Genomic DNA, 20,868 nt, shown 5'->3' on the forward strand with positions numbered 1-20,868 from the left:
TCATCCGGTTGCGGAGGCGGGGAGATAGAGCTGACGGTAACGGTCGATCACAGTCGTCTGGTCGTAATGGCGCTTCACGCGCTCGCGCAGCACCCGGCCCATGGCCGCGCGGCGATCGGGGTCGACCAGCAGGCCGGCAATGGCATTTCCCGTCGCCTCCGGATCGACCAGTGGCGTGATGATGCCGCCATGCCCATCCCCTGCCTGCGCCCCCTCCAGCATCTCGCGGCAGCTGCCGACGTCCGGTGCGACGACGGGGATGCCGAATGCGCCGGCTTCCAGAATCACTAGCGGCTGCGCTTCGGAGAGGCTGGTCAGAACGACGATGTCAATCCGTGGCAGCCACTCGTCGACCCGAACGCGGCCGGTGAAGCGGATTGCATCGTCCATGCCCATCGCAGTCACCAGGGCGCGGCATTCTTCGTAATAATCGGCATCCTCGTCGAGCGGCCCCATGACGGCAAACTGGGCGGCGGGCACGGCGCGATGCGCGATCGCGGCGGCGCGGATGAAGGTCTTGATATCCTTGATCGGCACCACACGCCCGATCAGGGCGACGAGCGGCTTCACCGGATCGTTCGCAACCGGAATATCGGCAAACCGGTCGAGATAGATACCGTTGGGGATGACACGCAACCGGTCGGGCGCGGCCCCCAGCCGCGCCTGAACGGCGTTGTTGGCGGCGTAGAGCGCAATGATCGGATCGCAATGATCGTAGCACAGCCGCGCATAGCTTCGGAACGCGCGACGCCACAGTTCGCGCAGGCCCGGCACATCGGCATCCAGCGTCAGCCCCTGCCCCGCCGGTGAACCGATCCAGTCCGCCATCATGATCTCAATCTGCCGTTCGAGCAGATAGATGCCGTGTTCGGTTATCATCGCCGGCGCGCGGTACTGGATCACGGCGCGGGCCGCGATCAGGCCAGCGAAGCCGGTCGAAATGGTGTGGTACCGCGCCGCCACCGGCAGCGGCGTCAGCAACGCCGCCAGCAGCCCGCCGAGCAACGTTCGCGTCGCCCAGAAGACATGATGGAACGACGCCGACGGCATGGTCCGCTCGGTATAGGCGACGATCGCCTCGAACAGCACGGGATGGCTCAGCAACTCGGCGGGCGTCCATGGCTGCCGGCTCGCGGTCAGCGCCTTGAACAGGGCCGCGAGGGGCAGTTCGCCGTCCTCCTCAAGGAAGGCGAGCAACATAGCCGCGATCGCGGCGACGTCGGCAGACCGGCGGCGGCGGGGCACCACCTCCAGTCCGGGCGCCAGCGACACCTCGGTAACGGACACGACATTGGCCGGCGGCTGGAGCCGCCACGGCATCGGCGTGACATCGGGCTTGATCGCAACGATCGCGAACCGCACGTCGGGCAGACCACCGATCAGATCCTGCAACCAGTTGGCGACCCCCCCGACGACATAGGGATAGGCCCCCTCGACGATCAGGCACACATCGGCATCGGGTCGATCGGTCACGCCGCCCGCCCCCGCCAGAACCGGACGACATCGTACAGGGGATCAGCGAGCGGCAGGGCGGCCGCGTCGTCCATCGCGCACCGGCGTGCCAGTCCTGCGACATCGCGGGACCGGATCAGAAGATCGAGGGCGGTCGCCAGCGGCAGCCTCGTCGGGTCCTTGCGACGGGGACGCAGTCGATGGAGCAGCGCCTCGGCAGCGGGATATCGAGGATCGACGCGCGGCAACACCGCGATGGCTCCCTCCAGTTCCTCCACCGCGTCGGCGCGCAGACGCCCCCTCGCGGTATCGGAGATCAGCACGTCATGCTCGCCATGATCCGCCAGCAGGCGGGCCAGGGCGAGCCGTTCATCGGCCCGCCCCACCCGCTCCACCGCGCGTTCCAGCCGCCGTCGCCGCTGCAGGAGCAACTGGCCGGCCCGCGTCGAGGCGGAAGCCGCCAGCGCCCGGATCGTCTGGTCGTCGTCGATCAGCCCGCGTGCGACGATGCCCGACAGCCGCGGTTCGTAGGAAGCGACCACGGTTTCGATCGCCGCCTGCCGGTCGGCGACCGTGCCGTGGCGGAATACCGACACCAGTGACCCGATCAGCGCCGGATCGGGAAGGTTGACCGGCTCTCCGCTCAGCGGCGCGACATGGATCGATCGGTCTTCCTGCCCCTGATGTTCGTCCTCCGGCTCAGGCAAGGCCAGTCGGGGCGAATCCAGCCGAAGGATACGCAGCGAGAGTATCGGCATGGCGAGACGCATGGCCAGCATCCCCGACGGCCCGAACGCGGCACCCAGCCATATCATCCAGCCGCCCGTGGCCCGCCAGTCCGTCGACCGGCGTGCGGTCGTCACCGCCGCCAGCGTCACCACCAGATGCGCAGGGCCGAACAGGGGCGACAAAGCCGGGCGCTGCGTCAGCACCGCCATAACCCCCGCCTCCAGCAGCGACCACAGGACGAGTGGCCGGATCACGCCGCATTGCTGGTGATGGCGATCTGCAATCGGGGATGGTGTTCCGCTACACCGATGGCCGTCATCAACATCCCCAGCCGACCGGCCACCGCATCCAGATCGATGATCCCACGACGTGAAAACCGTTCCGGAGGAAGGTGATGGAACATCAGGATACCGCAGCCCCCTCCCCGTGCATCCCGCACAGGCAGCGCGAACACCCCGGTTTCGGCGAGCAATGCCCCGTGCGCGGGATCGTTGATGATCAACGCCTGCGCCACGGCCAGGACGGCGTCGGCCAGCGGCTGGGGCAGCTGATCGGGGCGGTCTGCTGCGGCCGGCCCCTGTACGAAGGCGCGCCACCGGCCGCCGACGGGCGTGTAGACGGTGAAATCCTCTGCCTGCGCATCCATGGCGATCAGCCGTGCCAGCACGGCTGGCACCCGTGTCCGGTCGGTATCGAACAGGCCCGCCGCCGCCTCTATCGCCCGGCCGACACCCACCTCGTCCATCGCGATGCGAATGTTGAGCGCATGCGCGTTCTCGCTCGCCAGGCGGAAAGCGCCGGTGGCCGCCGTCAGATCGTCCATCGCGCGGGCATGAAGGCGCTCCAACGACGCGATGCGACGCAGGCGTACATAGGTCAATTCCCCGATCGCGACGCTGGCGGCCACCCACATCAACGGCGGCAGCGATCGTGACAGCAGATAATGGAATGGATTGTCGTCGAGTGCCATCCCCGCATGGGGCATGGCAATCCAGTAACAGGTCGCAACCCCTGCGGCGATCAGGCCGACACCGCTGCCATAGGCAAGCGCCATCACCAGCACCGGTAACCAGAGCGGGTTCGGATTGACCGCCGCGAAGGCCGTACCGCCGGCCCATTTCACATCGATCGCCACGATCGCCCCGATCATGATCGCCAGTTCGACGCTGATGCGGAGCCATTTTCGTACGTTCATCACAGCCGCCCCATGCTGCGGCGCAGCCCCACCCGTGCAAATAACTGGGTACCGGCGAGATTGGGACGACGGATCGAACTGACCCCGCCGGTCGCCTCCGCCTGCCATGCATCGCCGATGAAGCCAGCCGCGGTCAGGGCCGCGGTGGGACCGTTGCCGCTAAAGCGGTCGAACGTCCAGCCCGCCGCCGCCACGAGCCGCCAGGGACCAAGCTGTTCCGCCACCAACGCCTGCACCGTATGATTTTCCCGATCGGCCAGGGGCAGCGCCGCCAGGCCATTCGCTCGCCGGTCCAGCCGATCGACATATTCCGCCTCCAGCCGGTACAACAGGGTCAGGGCCGGATTCAGGCGGCGCACCGTCGCATCTACCCCGCCCGTCACGACCGTGCTGGTGGCCAGGATGCCCTCGCGCGTCAGTCCATAGAACGTGCGGACGATATCGCCCTGTACCTGCATCGCCGGTGACGACCGCCACGTCACACCCCCGCCCCAGCGATCGACATAGCCGCCGAGCAACACCTGCTCGGCCGTCAGCACGTCGGGTAGATGATAGGCCGCGGTCAGCCGCCATTCGCGTTCCACCGCCCCCCGGAGCAACCGCGCCGCCAGCCCGACCCGCGTCTGCGACAGATTTCCCGCGCCCAGCAGTTCCAGCCGGGTGGTCGCATCACCGATGCTGCCCGTCACGTCCGCCAGCGCGATATGCCGACGCAACGTCCGGATATTGCCGTCACGTGCGACGACGGCATCGGCACGGGTACGGACCTGTCGGATCGCACCACCGACGACGGTGTCCAGACCGTTGGGGGCGGCAGTGACCGGGACGGTGGCCCGCGCGCTTGCCTCGACCTGGCCGAACCCGCCGCCATCGCGCGCCGCCACGATCGCAGAGACTTCGCCGCCTGCCGCACGGATCGTCCGACGAGCATAGGCATCGGTCGCATCCAGTGAACGATAGCGTCGCGCCGCGCGCAAGGTGGCACCGCGGGAGGCATCCATATCCGCCATCGTCCGGGTCAACTGTGGGTCGTCCGGCAGCGACCGCGCAAGCGTCAGCAGCATTTGCCTCGCCCGGCCGGGATAGCCCGATGCGGATTCCGCCGCCGCCCTGGCCAGTGAATAGTCCACCGGCTCCGTCGCCATATCGGCGCCGGGCGGTGCATCACGCACGATCCGGATCGACAGCCGGGTTCCCTTCAGGTTCGGCACGAAGGTCCGTCCGGGGGCGGGCCGGATGACCATGCTGGTATCGTTCCAGTCCATCCGGATCAGATCGGTGCCGGCGTCGCGCCGGAACGCCTCCAGCGACACGGCATCCGGCGCACGGTCGAACCGCATGACGGTTTCGACGCCATCGGTCTCCATCGACAGGATCGTCCGGGCCGGCCAGTCCAGCGTCAGTTCGTCGGCGGTCGCAGCCACCGGGGTGACCGGCGACACCTGCCCGGCGAACAGCGCAACCGAGGCGAACGACAAGGTGATCGACGCCGCCGTCATGGCAGGAACAGCGCCCGCGCTGCCGCCGGACGACCGGCGGCAATCAGCAGCCGCGCTTCGTCCGTGATCAGCGACCGATCTGATGTCGCCACGGCGCGCAACCGGCGCGTCATCGCCAGCGCATCGTCCGTGCGGCCCAGACGCGCCAGCAACGTCGATCGGGTGCGGCTGTCACCATCGCCGACCGCCAGCGCGCGTTGTAGCCAGGGTCTGCCGCCGCGATCACCACGCTGGCGGACCTCGATGTCGGCCATCAGCATCAGGGCGGTGGCATCGTCGGACCGGACGGCCAGTTGATCGCCAACGGCGCGGCGCGCGGCCGGCAAATCACCCGCGTTCCATGCGGCCCAGGCGATATCCATCCGGTCCGATGGCAATGCCGCGCCGCCCGCTACCCGCCGTCTGACCAGCGCCAGTCGGAGCACCGGATCGGTGGCAGGAAGAACAGATGCCGTCACCCGTTGCAGTTGCATCGTCGAAAGTGCGCGGCCGTCCAGCAGGCGTCGGACCGCGCGTTGGTTGGCACCGGAGTCGCCCACCTCCGCCGACAGGTCCAGCCACGCGATCAACGCGGACGTGTCTCCGCCAAGTGCGTTGTCCTCCAGAACACGAAGCGCCCGCTTTGGGGTGTCCCGCATCGCGTAGAGCGTCAGCCAGCGTAATCTGTCGCCAGCCGTATCGGCTTCACCCGCCCGTCGACGAAGCCACGCCAGCGCGGCAGGACCAGGGCGAGGCCCCCACAGGTAGAGCAGGCGGCGGGTCGCCATGTCATCCGGATGCACCGCCAGTGTCTGCAGCAATTCGGTCGCGTCACTGCGGGCGCCCATGGCCAGCAGTCGTTCCACCAGAACGGGACGTGCGACCGGATCGCGATGCGCCCGCTCGACCAGATACGTCCGCAGACCCGCCATATCCCCGAACCGGGTCAACAGGTTCTCGCGCGCCGCATCGCGCTGGTCGGGTGCGACCATGTTCGCATAGCGGAGCGCGGTGGCGCGATCGTTCGTCGCCACCGCCAGCCGCATCGCCAGCCATGGATCCCGTTGTCGCCAATCGCCCCCGGCGACACGGTCCAGCCGGGCGATCATCGCGCGCCGGTCGGCCAGCCGCCGGGCGAGATCGAGTGCGAGAGTGACATCCGGGCGAGGGATCGCGCCATGCTCCGCCGCCAGCAGGATCATGTCCGGCGCGCCCAGACGGTAGGCGACGGCGATGATGTCGACCGGCGGCGCGATACCGGGGTGTGAGGCGGCAGCAGCCAGCAATCGGCGCGCACCGGGCTCGTCACCAAGTCCCGTCAGCAGTTCGGCCCGTCTGCGCCACAACGACGGTATCGTGCCCGCAGGTTCGCCGGCAAGCGCCAGTGCGACCCGCGGACGGCCCCGCGCGATCAGTTCGTCGATGATGCCTGTCCGGTCCGGCGACGCATCGTGGGCGGCCAGTGCCGCGAACATGCCTTCCAGCGTCCTGGCATCGGCACTGTCCAGCGACAGCCGCAACAGCCGCTGCATCGCATCCACCGACATGGTCCGACCGGCAGTATCCCGATACGCAGCCAGCCGCATCCGCGCGGCGCGCCCTGCCCCGTTCCGTTCCTCGAGATAGGCCAGCCGCTCGATACCAGCACCTTCAAGGCGGGCCATCCGTGCCAGCCCGGTCAGCGCGAACCGTTCCTCGCGGGCGTCCTTCGCGGCGAGCGCGACTACCCGCAGGCGACGAAGATCTGCCTCCCCATCGGTTCGGGCAGCCGCCTCGTGCAGCAAGGCAAGCCGTTCATTCTGACGGCCCGCCGCAGCGAGCGCCTGGCTCATCAACGCGATCAACACCGGATCGTCGGCATGTCCGGCCGCTACCGGCGCCAGTCGCGCCAGCGCCTGATCCGGCTTGCCGGCCGCCAGCAGGGAGCGGGCGATCAGCGCCTGCGTGCCGGCATCGCCCCCCGCCGTTTCCTGCGCCAGTTGCGCCAGCGTGGATCGGTCTGCCGTGCCCATCGCCGCGCTCAGCTTCTCGCCCGTGCTGGGCGCGAGCAGCCAGCCACCGGCCAACAGGATCAATCCTGTTCCCACCGCCGCCACACCCAGCGCCGCGACGATGGGCGCCTGTCGGGCTGCGATCACCGAGGCGGCTCCGGCAGGATGCGATCGAGTGCAAGTACCGAGACATAGGGCACGAAGCCGGCTGCCCGTTCACGCTTATACAGCGCACGGGCGCCTGCCGCATCGGCGGGATCCCAGTAATCCAGCGTCAGCAGGGCAAGCGCCGGATTGATCGCCTTGGCCGCGCGCAGCCGCTCCGCCTGCCACTGCCAGTCGTCGTCGCTCAATCGATCATAGCTGCGCGTCGCGAAGTTCCAGCGCGTCGCCATCGCCTCGCCCAGCACGCCGTCGATGGCATCGGCAACCTTGGGCAACAGGGCGTAGCCGCGATTGATAACAATGATCGCCGCAGGGAAACGGTCATGGATCGCCCGCACCAGCGATGCGGCCGCATCGATCATGCCTGCCCGGCCTATCGGATCCGCTCGTTCCATCGCCTCCGCGTTATCGAGGGTATCGATGAAAATTCCGTTGTAGCCCCGCGCCATAATCGCCGGCACCAGCCGGTCGAGTATTTCGGCGCGCCAGCGGGGATGACGCAGATCGGCATAGCGGGCGTCGGGCCAATGCGGATTGGCAGCCAGCAATGCCCCGGCCGTCGCCAGCGAGGCCGCGAAAGGCCGCCGTTTTTCGACTTCCCCCAGACTGATATAACCGATGGCCAGCGCACCCGGCCGCCGCAACGGCGCAAGCAGCCGGGCGTGATCCGGTTCCAGTACCAGCAGGTCATATTGCCGGGCATGGGCCGGATCGGTCCGCGCACCATAATCGACCGCCCATCGCCAGTCGTTTCCGGCGGGCAGGCGTATCTCGCGCGGCTGCTTGGCAAAGGCGCCCGCCTGCCCGATCAGCAATGCCAGACCGGCGCGGGTCAGCAGCCGCAGCAGACGACGGAATAGCGGCATGTCGGCGTTCAGGCCCATCGCCGACGGTCCCCCATGATGGCAGGATTGTTGCCCACGAAAAGCAGGTAGATCAGGTTCCACAGCGCGTGCGCGACCAGCACCGCCCCCGTCGTCGTCGCCATCACCGCGCCCGCCAGATAGCCCCAGCCGTACCAGGCGAACCCGGCCTGAACCGTCATCAGCGTCGCCGCCGTGCTGACGACGAAGAACATCGCCCAGACGATCAATACCCGTCCTGCAAGGTCGAGATAGGACAGGATGATCGTGAAGAACAACGCCGCAAGATGAAACACCGCCCCCACCACCGTAAAGCGAAAGGCAAAGATGCCGCGCGGATCGGCCCCGATCGCCTTGAACAGTTCCGGTGCCAGCACCCACAGGGCAGCGGCGATGGTCGCCTGCACCACCACCAGCAGGCGGGCATCGTGTAGCACGGTCCGGATCACGGAACGGCGCGCATCCTGAATGCCGGCGATCGGCGCGGTACCGGTGCAGGCGGTCATCAATACCGTAAAGCGACGGTCGAAACGGGTTTCGGTTGCGATCAGCAACAACGTCAACCCCGGCACCAGCGACAACAGGCCCAGGAAGCTGGCTGGATCGTAGATCGGATTGAACCGCAGCATCGACAGCCCGGCCGCGCTGTCGGCGGCGGCGTACCACGTGATCCATTTGTCCATCCAGATCGCAAGGGTGGCGAACGTGCCACCGATGCCGAGCAGGGCGTGGCGACGATACGCCTTGCCCCAGTCCGCCGGCCACACCGGCGGGGCGACGAAGCTGTAGCGCACGGCGCGCACCAGCATGATCGCCGTCACCCCGACCCCGGCCAGCGTCAGCCACAACAACCCTCGCAGTCCGACATCGGTCGCGAACGCACCGGCAAGGGCGACCACGCCGATCCCGCCGGCATAGCCCGTCAGCACCGCCCGGTGCCGGCGCGTCGCCGTCAGGAACAGGTTCGCGACCCAGATTTCGGCAAGCAGCGTCAGGATGGCGGTGGCCGCCAGTTGATCGAGCGGTGCCAGCCCCGACAGGCCATAGACCAGCGCCCCCGTCGGCACGGCGGTCATGGCGGCGCCGACCAGTGCCGCGATCAGGATGCCGGGGACCTGCGATGGTCGCCGTGCATACAGCATATCGGACATCACCCGCGTGGTGACCGCGATCGTCGGCGCCGCCGCCAGCGCCGACAGGCTGAACGCATAGACCAGTATCGTCTGCAACGCCCCCGTCACCGCCACGCCGGCATGACGCTGTCCCCATGACTCCAGCGCCATCACCGCGCCCGCCGCCATCAGCCACGGGCCGGAACTGATGACGGCACCATGCGACGCCGCAGACACGACGCCACCGATGCCGCCGACCTGCGCGATGCGAGCCAGCCTGAAGCCGATACCTGCCATGATATCAGGCCCTCCGCCCTGTCCTCACAGCATGAAGTCAGAAGGCGTCAGCGTGAAATGACCCACCAGATCGATCGTGAATTCGGCGAGCGATCCGGTGTCGGTGCTGCCTTCGAGGATCGTGTGCGTGACACCGTCGATCACCTGATAAACGACACGCAGCTGGCCCGGCGCGGTGAACTTGGCGTTTGCCCCCGTCAGCAGGGTGAACGCCTGATCGCCGTTGACGCGGGTGTTGGCGTCGATCAGCGACAGGTCGATCCGATCCTCGCCGCGCACGAAGTCGGTGATCACGTCGCGCGTCAACCGGGATACGCCCGTGTCGCCGGCCTTGCTGAACCGGAAGATGTCACGGCCGCTGCCACCGGTCAGTATGTCCTCATTGCCACCGCCGTCGAGGATGTCGTTGCCGGCGCCACCGATCAGCGTGTCCTCGTTGTTGCCGCCATCGAGGAAATCGTCGCCGTCGCCACCGTCCAGATAATCGTCATAGGTGTCGCCGATCAACGTATCGTTACCGGCGCGGCCATACAGGATGTCCTCACCCGATCCGCCGTTCAGCGTATCGTTGCCCGCACCGCCGTCCAGCATGTCCCGACCCAGATCGCCGGTCAGCGTGTCATGGCCATCCTCACCGAAGAGATTGTCGTCGCCAAGCCCCCCGAGCAACACGTCGTTACCGCCGCCGCCATACAGGAAATCATTGCCCCAACTACCGTCGATCGTATCATTTTCGCCGGTACCGGTCAGTTTGTCGGCGAACAGACCGCCCTTGAGCGAGATGCCGGCGACATCGCGGATAGTGACCGCATAGGCCTGGGCGACGCTGGCGCCGCGCAGATCACTTGCCAATACCGTCACGTTGTAGACGTTGTCCTTGCCGGCATCGAGCGGCGTCTCGAAATCGGGCGCAGCGATGAACTTCAGGACACCCGTCTTTTCATCGACCGCGAACAGGGCGGCATCGCCACCGGTTGCCAGCGTGTACTTCACCGCGTCGCCAAGTGGCACATTGGCGTCGGTTGCGGCGATCGTGGCGACGGCAGTGGTGTTCTCCGTGATGGCCAGCGCTACGCTCGCCTTGCCCGATCCTGATGTCAGCACAGGGGCGACGTTGGCGATGTAGTTCACCGCCACGTCATGGCTGGCGATCGCACCGAGGGCGAGGGTCATGATGTCGCCGACCCGCGAAACCACCGTGGCCCCCTGGGTCGTGATCCAGTCATTGCCGGCCGCGGCGAGATCGATCGTCACGTTCCCCTCGCCCATTGCCGTGAATGCGAGATTGCGGCCGTCGCCCTTCACCGAGATCAGCGACACGCGCATTGGCAAGGCGGTGATATGCGTCACATCGTCCGCCACGGCACCGAGTGTGATCGTGAACGTGCCGCCATTGGCCGGCATGAAGACGCTGTCGTTGTCATAGGCGTACCAGCCCGCGACGCTCTTGATGATTTTGCTGCCCTGTCCATCGACATCCAGTGCGAAGGTGCCGACGTTGCTCGCCCCGACCGTCGCGGTGATGACGTCGCCGACCACATTGGTCGTCAGCGTGGCATGCGACAGCGCACTGACGCGTTGCGACAGGTCCAGCAGCGTCACGAACTCCGCACCGCTGTTATAAGCGCGCTGAATCCAGTTGGTGAACATCGACTGGGTGTACTTGCTCGGTGCCGCCGCCGGGTCAGCGGACCATGCGGTGGGACCATAGTCATGCCACGGCCAGACCACGACGGGTACTTCCGCCTTGGCGGTCAGTGCCGCCCATTCCGCCGCCCATGCGGCTTCGGCCTGGGCCGGCGTCTTGCCCTGAAACTCGACCAGCGAGAAATCGAAGCTGGTGTTCGGTGCCAGATACACCTTGTCCGTGCCGGGCTGGATATAGCCGAATGCGTTGGGGTAACCGGCCCCGACGCCGCTGTAGCCGCCCGACAGGTAATCGACGTACTTCATGATCTCTTGCGAGGTCGCCAGCCCCTCCGGCGCGCCGGGCACCGCCGCGCCGCCGACGGTGAAGGCGTAACCCAGCACCTTCGACATTTCCCGTTCCAGCACCTTGCGGGCTTCACCGAACTCGAACACCACCTGTTCGGACGTCAGGGTATTGGTGTTCTCGGGATGGGTATAGCTGTGCGAACCGAGTTCGTTGCCCATCTCCAGCAGCTTCTTGTAATAGGCACCAGACACCGTCCAGTCGGTCTGCTCCTGCGCTGCCGCATTGTTGCCGACATTGACGTAATAGCTGCCGACGAAATTGAAATCCTTCTTCCAGCTTTCCAGGATCGGCAGCAATTTGTCGTAGATGCCGGCCGCATTGTTCGCCGGATTTACCTCGTCGAGATACTGGCTCTGGTCCATGTCGGTGCGCGATGCGACGATCGACGTGTTCCGCGTCATCTGCAACCCGACCGATACACCGCCCCCGTTGATCGAATGATCGACCGCCTGCCACAGCAGGTTGCTGTCGGCCATCACCGCTTCGGACGAGAAGATGACGTTGCGACCGCCGCCGGCGGTCTGCGTCGCCAGTGCCGCGGTATAATTCTGTCCGTTCACCGTTTCGGTGACGATCGCGGTGCCGCTGCCGCTGACACTGTCGATCGCGGTCCAGCCGACGCCGCTATACTGGCGGATCGTTTCCCCGGCGGCATAATTGCCTAGGACGAGATGGTTGGTATCCGCCGACTTCAGCGTAACGTCTGCAGGAAAGCCGCCAGTGATGCGCGTCGCATCGAACAACAGTTTCATCCGGCTGTACGAATCGCCGGCCAGCGCGGCGTTGTCGGCGCCGTTGGTCATGAATTCGCCTGCTGCGACCAGTCCGATCCCGAACTGGCGCGTCGCCTGTTCCAGCGTCGCGGTGATCGCATCGACCGATGCTGCCTGTACGTTGCGGAACGAGGGAAAAACGATGGTATCGTACTTCGACAGGGTCTGGAGGCTGGTGAGGTCCTTTTCCGTCAGGATGTCGAATGGCACCCCTGCCTGCATCACCTGCGACTGCGCCGCCATGAACAGCTGCGCATAGGCGGTTTCGCTGAAATAATTCTTCGCGGTCGTTTCGGAATAGACGATCGCGACGCGCTTGCCGGCATTGGGTACGATGCCCGTGTCACCGAAGATCGTGTATTGCGGCCCCGAATAGCTGCCGGGAACAAAGGCGGCGTCGTTGACGTCGGTCAGGATGCTGATGGCGGGCGGGTTGCCGATCAACGACTTCGGGATCTGCACCTCCATCGTCTTGCCGTCTACGGATCGCGCCATCACCAGATTGGCGGCGACGAGCGTTTGCCCGGCGCCCCCGGTGTACAACGACGCGGTGCCGTCGGCAGCGATATTGATGTTGTACTCGGCGCCGCCGGCAAAGCCGAACACCTGATACCCCGTCGAGGCATTACGATCGGTGTTGAGCCAGATCGTCGTATTGAGACCGATCGCGGTGGGCGCGGTCAGCGCGATCGAGTAGCTGCTGGTATCCGACGTGCCGTACACGCGGTATCCGCTGACCGGACCCAAGCCATCGATGCGATCGGCTTCATTCCAGTCGTCGAGAACGCCGTCGACGCGGATTGGAACATGTTTGCCGATCATTGAATTGCCCCGGAATGTTGCAAACAACCTCTCTAATGCTGACCTATTGGCCACCACCAAGTCGCTTGTATCTTTACTGTTTTTCGCTCTGCTTGGCGGCCGCCTATCACGGAAGAAATCGCGCGGTAAACCGGCTGACGGGAGGGTTACGGCTGCTGTTCCAATATGGAACATGACCCCTCTTCATTAGGATTTAACAATATTTTCCTTTTACTAGAGCGCACGCAATGCCCCCTGGGAACGATCGTTGCGAAAACTCAAGCGCCCCGACAAGGGGATAGATGGTTAAGGAACGGATTGCATGGCAGGGGCGGAACGGCCGGTCGGCGCGATGCAGGGCGCATTGGCGGCGTGCCGACGGCATCTGATCGCGGGCGGCGTGTTCAGTGCCCTCCTGAATATGCTGTACATCGCCCCCACGCTTTACATGCTGCAAGTATATGATCGGGTGGTGCCGACGCATGGTCACCTGACCCTGTTGTTCCTGACGATCGTACTGATCGCCGCACTCCTAGTGATCGCGGTGTTCGACCGGGTGCGGATGCGCCTGCTGGTCCGGGCCAGCGTGGTGCTGGACGTCATGCTGGCGCCCGCGATCCTTGATGCGGCGATCCGTCGTCCCGATCCACCCGCCAGCCGGCAGGCGTTGCGTGATTTCGACGCGATGCGCCAGACGCTGACCGGCCCCGGCGTGCTGGCGTTGTTCGACGCGCCATGGACCCCCGTGTACATTCTGGTCTGTTTCATCGTGCACCCCGCGATCGGCGCGGTCGCGCTGCTGGGCGGTTTGTTGCTGCCCTGTATCGCGTGGCGCAACGAGGTGGCGACCGGGGCGAAAATGAAGCGCGCGCAATATGCTGCCGTCGCGACCTATGCCGCACAGGATGCGCTGCTGGCGTCGGCGGAGGCGGTGCGGGCGCTCGGCATGCGCCGCACGACCGTTGCCCGACAGGTGCGCCAGCGTGAAGTGGCACTCGACCTGTCGACCGAGGCGGGATTCACCAGCGGCTTCTATTTGGCCACCACCAAATTCGTGCGGCTGGCGTTACAATCACTGGCGCTCGGACTGGGCGCGCTGCTGGCGATCGACGGACAGATTTCGCCCGGTTCGATCTTTGCCGCATCCTTCCTGATCGCACGGGCGCTGGCCCCCATCGAACAACTCGTCGCCGCCTGGAAGGGGCTGGTGCAGGCGCGCAACAGCTATACGACACTGTCCGCTCTGGTCGGCGACGCCGCCCCCATCGTGCCCACCGCCCTGCCCGCACCACGCGGTGCGATCGCGGCGGAAGGGCTGACGTCGGTGTTGCAGGGCCGCGAACAGCCGCTCGTCGACCATGTCAGCTTCGCACTGGCGCCGGGCGATGTGCTGGCGATCATGGGGCCGAGCGGGGCCGGTAAATCCACCCTGCTCCGCTTGCTGGCCACCGCCTTGCCCGCCGATCGTGGAGCCATCCGATTCGACGGGGCGGCGAGCGAGAACTGGGATCAGGAGCGTCTCACCCGGTCACTGGGATTCCTGCCGCAGAATACCGCGTTGCTTGCCGGGCGCATACGCGACAACATCGCCCGGTTCTCGGGTGAACTGGATGATGATCGGGAAAGGATCGACCGGGCGGTGATCGCCGCAGCGCAGGTGATCGGCGCCCATGATCTGATCGTCCGTCTGCCGGGCGGTTACGATTATGAATTGGGTGCGGGTGGTGTCGGCCTGTCGGCGGGGCAGGCGCAACGGATCGCGCTGGCCCGCGCGGTGTTCGGCGACCCGGCGATCCTGCTGCTCGACGAACCGAATGCGCATCTCGATGTCGAGGGCGACGCCTTGCTGGTCGCCGCACTCACCCGGTTGAAGGCGCAGGGGAAGACGATCGTGATCGTATCGCATAAGCTGTCCGTGCTGCCGGTCGTCGACAAGATCATGGTCATGCGTGACGGTCGCACCGCGCTGTTCGGTCCGCGGGACGAAGTGATGGCCAAGTTGCAACCCGCCGCCGCCGTGACGCCGCTGCAACCGCGCCGGCCGGTGGCGCTGTGATGCACGCACCATCGATGTCACGCGCCAGCACGGCGCGCTGGATGAACCCTGCGTCCGACATCCGCACCGGCACGATTGTCGCGATCGTCTTCTTCGTCGGATTCCTCGGCTGGGCAGGCTTCGTCCGGCTGGATGCGGCGGCCCATGCCGGCGGCCAACTGGTCGTCTCGGGTCAGCGTCAGGCGGTGCAACACCGCGAGGGCGGGGTCGTCGACCGTATCATGGTGCATGAAGGACAGCATGTCAGTCGCGGGCAATTGCTGATCGCACTGGCAGCGCCGGAGGTACGGGCCCAGGAACGCGCGCTGGCTTCCAGCGTGATCCGCCTGCTCGCCCAGCGCGCGCGGCTGGAGGCGGAACAGTCCGGCCTGCCCCGGCTGGCCACCCCTGTGGAATTCGCCGATCTGCCCGACGAGGATCGTCCGGCCGCGGCCCGCGCCCTGCACGCGCAACAGATCGAATTATCGGCGCGGCGGGCCACCGTCTCTGCCCAACGCGGCGCATTGGGTCAGCGCGCCGCACAGGCCCGGACGCAGGGGCGCGGCTACACGCGCCAAGTTAAGGCGACCGCCGAACAGCTGCGGATCGTCGACGCGCAACTCGCCGCGCTCGCACCGCTGGCCGAGCGTGGCTTCGTGGCGCAGACCAGACTGCGCGAACTGGAACGGCTGCGGGCGCAGTTACAGGGTCAGGAAGGGCAATACGACGCCAGTATCGGCGGCAGCCGCGAGTCCGCGCAGGAGAGCACGCTGCAAAGTCTGGAGGCACAGCGCACCTATCGCGAGCGGGTCGCCGCCGAGCTTCGGGAAGTCGACACCGCTCTGGGCGACGCACTGCCCAAACTGGCCGCCGCCCGCGATCAGTTGCGCCGCACCATGATACGGGCACCTGCAACCGGTGCGATCGTCGGGCTGACGGCCTTCACCCCTGGCGGTGTCGTCGCGGGTGGACAAAAGCTGATGGATATCGTTCCCGATCGGGCAAGGCTAATCGTACAAGCACGCTTTTCGCCGGACGATGCCGACGATTTGCGGATCGGCCAAAAGGCGATGGTCCGTTTCCCGTCGTTGCACGACCGCGCCCAGACCGATCTCACCGGCCAACTGACCAGATTGTCTGCCGACGCCTTTGTCGATGAACATTCCGGTCAAGGCTATTACCTTGGTGAAATCGCCGTAACGCCAAAAGAGCTGGCCCATATTCAACGACACGGCGGCAAAACAACCTTACGAGCGGGGCTACCGGCAGAAATTCTCGTTCCCCTGCGAGCCAGAACGGCACTAGACTATTTACTGGAGCCATTGACCAACGGGTTCTGGGCGTCATTCCGCGAACATTAGGGTCATAATTAGTCCCAGCAGAAGGCAGATTCGTCTACTGGGAAACGATAAGAACTTCATGCAGTGGCGATGGCGCATTTCATCATGAGGGCGACAAAAGCGACGACGTGAAATTTTGCCAGCGTTTTGGCGTAACATTCCTAATATTTGATAAGGCACCGACAGCGAGTCGCACATGCGAATGACCGGTCCACAATTCGGCCACGGGACGGGACGACTAAATGCCAAGCATCGGAACGCCTGACATTTCCGAGAGCGACTCGATCGAGATGCTGCACGATGACTATTGGCAGCTTTTGTCGAAGGTAGCCGCCACTGGCGAGGAAGCGGATGAGCGAGTGAACTGCGCCCCCGGTACCGAGCCCACCCTCATGCTTTTGGATGTCGACGATTGACCAGCCCGTTGAGCAGGTTGCCAGCCATGTCGATTGCGATGTGGCGCTCGCGGCCCTTGATCTTCTTGGCGGCATCGTAGCCGCATGGACTGCTGGCTCCGGCGAGCTTTATGACTGACTGTCGGTAATGCCCCAGTTAGATTGGCCTCGCACCTTCAACGGCTCTCACCTTGGCTAATCGCACCGCATTGATCGCATCCGGCAGGCCGCTAATCATGAATGATGCCGCACCGTGGGAGAGGTGTAAAACATCGGAATGGTTGCGCGGAATAGTAATTCCATTGCCATCACATCTCGGATTATGTTCCACAAATTCCGTACCAAACGCAGGCGCGAGATACCTGATTTCGTCATTATTATTAGCAGCAGGATGACACCACCTCATTTTTGGTCAATGCAGTAAATTGTGTAGCAGGACCAAATTCGGTAATACTCGTGTAGATATGTTTTGGCATCGTACTTTTATATTCAAAATACGCACAATATCGATATACTACAATGTGCTTATAACATTTCGCAGCCCTTTATGCAAACTTGAACGACGGCGTTATGAATATAACGCCGTCGTCCTTTATGATTCAGAAGTCAAACGAAAGTTGCAATCGTGCGTTTCTACCGCCCTGATATTGGGTAACGGTACGATAATAAGGAGAAGCTACGCCCTCCCCGTTGGTTCCATTCTCGTTAAAGTTCAACTTTGACTTGAGATTTAGCACGTTGAAGACGGATGCACGTAACGTCATTGACGCGCTACCGACGTCAAATTTGTATGCGATGTCCAAATCATTCACGAACAACCAGTCACTCTTGAACACAGATCCACGCCGAACCTGCCGAATGGGTGACGTTACGGCGGGATCGGCATTGATGCTGCCGTCTGAGTTGACCTGACAGTAGAGGCCCGACGCCCCATAGGCAGCAGCATATGGATCGACAGTCAAAGGCACCTGACCGATACAGCCATAGCGACGGGGTGCGTAGGCCTGAAGGTTGGCGCCCAAGACCACTGGCCCAAGCTGATAGCTACCGGCCACTTTGATCGCGTGCCGCTTGTCGTTTGGCGAATAGCCATAGGTACCGAGCGTCAAGCCTGGCTGATCGAAATCGGTCGTCAAGCCCGTGTCGCTCTGACCATTGTCGGTCTTCACGCCACCCTCGTAATTACCGACCGTCTTGGAGTAGGTGTACGATGCATCAAGACTCCAGACGCCGTCAAATTCACGATGTGCCTCGAACGTCATCGCCTTGTAGGTCCGCTTGGCCTTCGGATAGCCGAGCTGCTCCGCCGTGAACTCGACCGTGCGCGGCGTCGTCTCGCGATTGACCGGATCCAACAGCGTGACTGTTGCACCGCGGCCTGGATTAATTAGAACATATTGATGAAAACCGCCCCAAATCGCACCGCATCCGGAGATGCGCTGTGCAACGCAGTAATTGTTGATCGCGGCATCAATCGAAGAATCCTCAAGCACCTCGTTTAATTTTGAATAATTGAAGAAAGCACCAATACGCCACTTGTCACCAAACCTCTTCTCGTAGCCAAGAATATACTCATCCGCAGATTGTGGCTTCAGGCCTTGAGCAACAGTTGCCTCCGCAGATTTTGGCTGCCCATCACCTGTAACGTTGCAATTTCGGACATTATCATCCGGGCAGGTGGTCGCAGACGGATAAAGAACGGCAGAACCCAAGATCGGTATGTTGCCGGCTCCAAGCCCGGCAAATATATTTGTCCGCGTATAGTAAATCTCGCCACCGGTAAGGCGAATGTTCGTGTTGGATGCTACCGGAAGATACATACGGCTGAAGCTGCCATACACCTTGTCACTGCGCTGCCCGATTGGATCGAAAGTAAACCCTAGACGCGGCCCCCATTGGTTGCCGCTCTTGTAGAAGGTTTCACCCAAGGAATTGTCGTTGCTGAAACGATCGTTGCGAATACCAATATTAAGGTTGAGACGATCGCCCAGCAGCAACCAGCTATCCTGTAAATAATAAGCTTCATTCAGGGACGAAAACTGTCCCGACTGAACATAACGCGTTTGACGGACGTAGTCGGTACCGACAGGGATGCCGTAGATGTTTCCAGTCTGTGCCTTGAAAATCTCGTAGCCAAGGCCGTCCCCGCCACCTTGACTAATCGACGTGGATGAAAGTTCTTCACGATCATAACCAAAACGAATATGATGCGAACCCAACGCGCTGAATCGCACGTCCGCATCGGCGCGATAGAATTTGCGGATGTCCTCATTGCTGTCGATACCGCCACCGGCGACCGTCAGCGGACGGATATTGCGCGGATCGCGCGCATCCGTGACGGCGGGAATGCTGGCATTGCTGGCATTGAAGCTTTGCGAGAAGCCGATATTCTCGTTGCGGCCATAAGCCGCCGATAATGTCAGCCAGTTGGTGAAGACGCCTGTATAACGACCAACATAATTCTCACCGCCTCCGCGTTGCAAAAACCGGCCGGTGTACGGACCATCGGTATTGGTGATATAGTTATAGCGATCGGCTCGCACCCCCGCATCTGTACCGTACCTGTTGGTTTCGCTTTCGTTTGTCGTGTTGAAATAGGTGAATTCCAGTCGCTGGCCATCCATGATGACTGCATCGATCTTGGCCGCGTAGAAGGGCGAATCGGAACGGGTGTATGACCGTGACGTACCCAGATACTGGGCCGGATCATCAACCTGAGACTGATTGCGCGGATCACCTAGAAATGCCCGACCACCGCCACTCGAGTTAACGTTACGTGCTTGATAAAGACCATAGAAGAACAAATGATCTTTGATAATCGGTCCGGACAACTGAGCAATTACCGACTTGGCTTCGCTGGTCCCTCCATCATTATCCGAGCTGAACGTGTCGCGGGTATAGGACCGTAGACCGTCCGGATTCCATGTAAACAGGAGGCCGCCATGAAATTCGTTCGATCCCGATTTCGTTGTAGCACTCGTAAAGCCGCCGGTCGAACGCCCGAATTCAGCAGCATAGCCACCAGTCTTCACATCTATTGTCTGGTAAAATTCGAACGGCACCTCAACCGGACTAAGCCCCTTGCGAAAATCGGTGATGTTCAGGCCATTGATGAAATAAGCATTTTCCGACACCGCGCCGCCATTGATTGACGGCAGATTGCCGAACGCACCCGATCCTGCGGCAGTACCCGGCACCAGCTGGATCAAGGCAGCCAAACTGCGTGCGACCGGCACCCTCGTCGCCAAATCGGCAACGTTGATCACCTGTCCTGTAGTGGTAAGGTCAAATTCCGACGTGGCAGCGCGACTTCCCGTCACGATGATGTCGCCGGATGCTCCGGCAACTTCAGGCGTCCCGATCGGCGCAAGGCGGAACCTGTTTGCTGCCGCACCTTGGACAAGGCGGACGCCCGCTTCCGTATAGGCTTCGTATCCTTCCGCCTCTACAGTAAAGGTATAGCTGCCGTTGCGCAGTTCCGAAATAGAGTAGCTGCCATTTCCGTTCGTGCGCGCGGTGCGCCTGAACCCCTGATCGGCTGACAATACCGTGACCAAGGCGCCCTCGACAGGCTTTCCACCTGCATCGACAACAACGCCGGTTGCGGAAAAGCCTGAGAAACCCTGCGCGGACGCAGCTGGCATCAGCGCAACCTGGCCACTTACGCTGATAAGAGCTCCGATCGCACTACCCAAGAATCTGAAGCGCGTCTTTCCCGATTTAAATGCCATGAAATTCCCCCTGTGTCACCCGAACACCGAGATAGTAGAACGTATACGTTTATTTCAGGCAATAGGCGTTTTGGTTTTTGGGTAGGTGTTGCAGATTTATTACAAAATGACTGCGTTGCTGACCTTTGACAAGCATCTGATTAAAAACAGATAAAGGCAAATTACCTTCGCTGGGTAGGCAATGATCGCGAAGATGCTTATTAACGTGCAATCCCACAGGGAGCGCCGTCGACCGACCGCATCGTGGCTTGTTCTTCAAACGCTTCAGCGCGGGCACGCATATTCATTACATCCATTACTCCGGCAAGGTCCCCTTTGATTGGTCTGACCAGAAGCACGTCGCGGTGGAAAGCGCGTTATCAAGAGCGGTATCAACAGAAGCAAAAATCTCCCGTCATGACTGAAGCCATTTGATCCACTCACCATAGGGGTGGCAGGTGGCGAGGTGGTGGGTGGTGCCGCCGGGCCAGCAGGTGAGCATCAGGCGGACCTCGCGGCGGCATTCGGTCCACTCG

At 63.3% G+C, this 20,868-nt stretch carries 12 protein-coding genes; 3 read left to right on the plus strand and 9 right to left on the minus strand.

Annotated features, from left to right (window positions below; translation table 11 throughout):
- The 8 genes from pelF to ABD719_RS14140 are packed head-to-tail and all read right to left on the minus strand — an operon-like array spanning position 1 to position 12,873.
- A complete protein-coding gene (gene pelF, locus ABD719_RS14105) occupies positions 1-1,473 on the minus strand; it encodes a GT4 family glycosyltransferase PelF (protein ID WP_344694011.1) in 1,473 nt (490 codons plus the stop codon).
- A complete protein-coding gene (locus ABD719_RS14110; protein WP_344694012.1) occupies positions 1,470-2,435 on the minus strand; it encodes a hypothetical protein in 966 nt (321 codons plus the stop codon). The genes pelF and ABD719_RS14110 overlap by 4 nt, the downstream gene beginning before the upstream one ends.
- The gene (locus ABD719_RS14115; RefSeq protein WP_344694013.1) at positions 2,432-3,376 is read right to left on the minus strand and encodes a hypothetical protein; all 945 of its coding nucleotides are present in this window, start codon (positions 3,374-3,376) and stop codon (positions 2,432-2,434) included. The genes ABD719_RS14110 and ABD719_RS14115 overlap by 4 nt, the downstream gene beginning before the upstream one ends.
- Complete coding sequence (locus tag ABD719_RS14120; protein ID WP_344694014.1) at positions 3,376-4,875, minus strand: hypothetical protein; 1,500 nt, start codon at positions 4,873-4,875, stop codon at positions 3,376-3,378. The genes ABD719_RS14115 and ABD719_RS14120 overlap by 1 nt, the downstream gene beginning before the upstream one ends.
- Complete coding sequence (locus tag ABD719_RS14125) at positions 4,872-6,992, minus strand: hypothetical protein (protein ID WP_344694015.1); 2,121 nt, start codon at positions 6,990-6,992, stop codon at positions 4,872-4,874. Before ABD719_RS14125 ends, ABD719_RS14120 begins: the two co-directional genes overlap by 4 nt.
- The gene (locus tag ABD719_RS14130) at positions 6,989-7,894 is read right to left on the minus strand and encodes a glycoside hydrolase family 191 protein (protein WP_344694016.1); all 906 of its coding nucleotides are present in this window, start codon (positions 7,892-7,894) and stop codon (positions 6,989-6,991) included. The genes ABD719_RS14125 and ABD719_RS14130 overlap by 4 nt, the downstream gene beginning before the upstream one ends.
- Positions 7,885-9,282: an exopolysaccharide Pel transporter PelG gene (pelG, locus tag ABD719_RS14135; RefSeq protein WP_344694017.1), complete on the minus strand. Its 1,398-nt coding sequence runs from the start codon at positions 9,280-9,282 to the stop codon at positions 7,885-7,887. The genes ABD719_RS14130 and pelG overlap by 10 nt, the downstream gene beginning before the upstream one ends.
- A gap of 24 nt (positions 9,283-9,306) precedes the next feature.
- Positions 9,307-12,873: a M10 family metallopeptidase C-terminal domain-containing protein gene (locus tag ABD719_RS14140; RefSeq protein WP_344694018.1), complete on the minus strand. Its 3,567-nt coding sequence runs from the start codon at positions 12,871-12,873 to the stop codon at positions 9,307-9,309.
- A gap of 301 nt (positions 12,874-13,174) precedes the next feature.
- Between ABD719_RS14140 and ABD719_RS14145 the strand changes: the two genes are divergently transcribed.
- The 3 genes from ABD719_RS14145 to ABD719_RS18715 all read left to right on the plus strand — a co-directional run bounded on the left by ABD719_RS14145 (position 13,175) and on the right by ABD719_RS18715 (position 16,761).
- Positions 13,175-14,908 (plus strand): type I secretion system permease/ATPase, encoded by a 1,734-nt coding sequence (locus tag ABD719_RS14145; protein WP_344694019.1) that lies wholly within the window; start codon positions 13,175-13,177, stop codon positions 14,906-14,908.
- A gap of 41 nt (positions 14,909-14,949) precedes the next feature.
- Positions 14,950-16,248 carry an HlyD family type I secretion periplasmic adaptor subunit gene (locus ABD719_RS14150; protein ID WP_344694020.1) on the plus strand — a complete coding sequence of 433 codons (1,299 nt, stop codon included), beginning with the start codon at positions 14,950-14,952 and terminating at the stop codon, positions 16,246-16,248.
- Positions 16,249-16,629: 381 nt separating this feature from the next.
- Positions 16,630-16,761, plus strand: a complete 132-nt coding sequence (locus ABD719_RS18715) for a hypothetical protein (RefSeq protein WP_425567176.1) — start codon at positions 16,630-16,632, stop codon at positions 16,759-16,761.
- A 460-nt stretch (positions 16,762-17,221) separates the two neighbouring features.
- Here the strand turns inward: ABD719_RS18715 and ABD719_RS14160 are convergent, their stop codons facing one another.
- The gene (locus tag ABD719_RS14160) at positions 17,222-20,353 is read right to left on the minus strand and encodes a TonB-dependent receptor (protein WP_344694021.1); all 3,132 of its coding nucleotides are present in this window, start codon (positions 20,351-20,353) and stop codon (positions 17,222-17,224) included.
- Between the last annotated feature and the right edge of the window lie 515 nt (positions 20,354-20,868).

Origin of the sequence: Sphingomonas cynarae, assembly GCF_039537815.1 — a bacterium.
Taxonomy (GTDB): Bacteria; Pseudomonadota; Alphaproteobacteria; order Sphingomonadales; family Sphingomonadaceae; genus Sphingomonas; species Sphingomonas cynarae.

Coding starts and splice junctions, on each gene's coding strand:
- ABD719_RS14115 (WP_344694013.1), bottom strand. CDS start 3,376: ATGAACGTACGAAAATGGCTCCGCATCAGCGTCGAACTGGCGATCATG.
- ABD719_RS14120 (WP_344694014.1), bottom strand. CDS start 4,875: ATGACGGCGGCGTCGATCACCTTGTCGTTCGCCTCGGTTGCGCTGTTC.
- ABD719_RS14130 (WP_344694016.1), bottom strand. CDS start 7,894: ATGGGCCTGAACGCCGACATGCCGCTATTCCGTCGTCTGCTGCGGCTG.
- pelG (WP_344694017.1), bottom strand. CDS start 9,282: ATGGCAGGTATCGGCTTCAGGCTGGCTCGCATCGCGCAGGTCGGCGGC.
- ABD719_RS14140 (WP_344694018.1), bottom strand. CDS start 12,873: ATGATCGGCAAACATGTTCCAATCCGCGTCGACGGCGTTCTCGACGAC.
- ABD719_RS14145 (WP_344694019.1), top strand. CDS start 13,175: ATGGCAGGGGCGGAACGGCCGGTCGGCGCGATGCAGGGCGCATTGGCG.
- ABD719_RS14150 (WP_344694020.1), top strand. CDS start 14,950: ATGAACCCTGCGTCCGACATCCGCACCGGCACGATTGTCGCGATCGTC.
- ABD719_RS18715 (WP_425567176.1), top strand. CDS start 16,630: ATGTCGACGATTGACCAGCCCGTTGAGCAGGTTGCCAGCCATGTCGAT.
- ABD719_RS14160 (WP_344694021.1), bottom strand. CDS start 20,353: ATGGCATTTAAATCGGGAAAGACGCGCTTCAGATTCTTGGGTAGTGCG.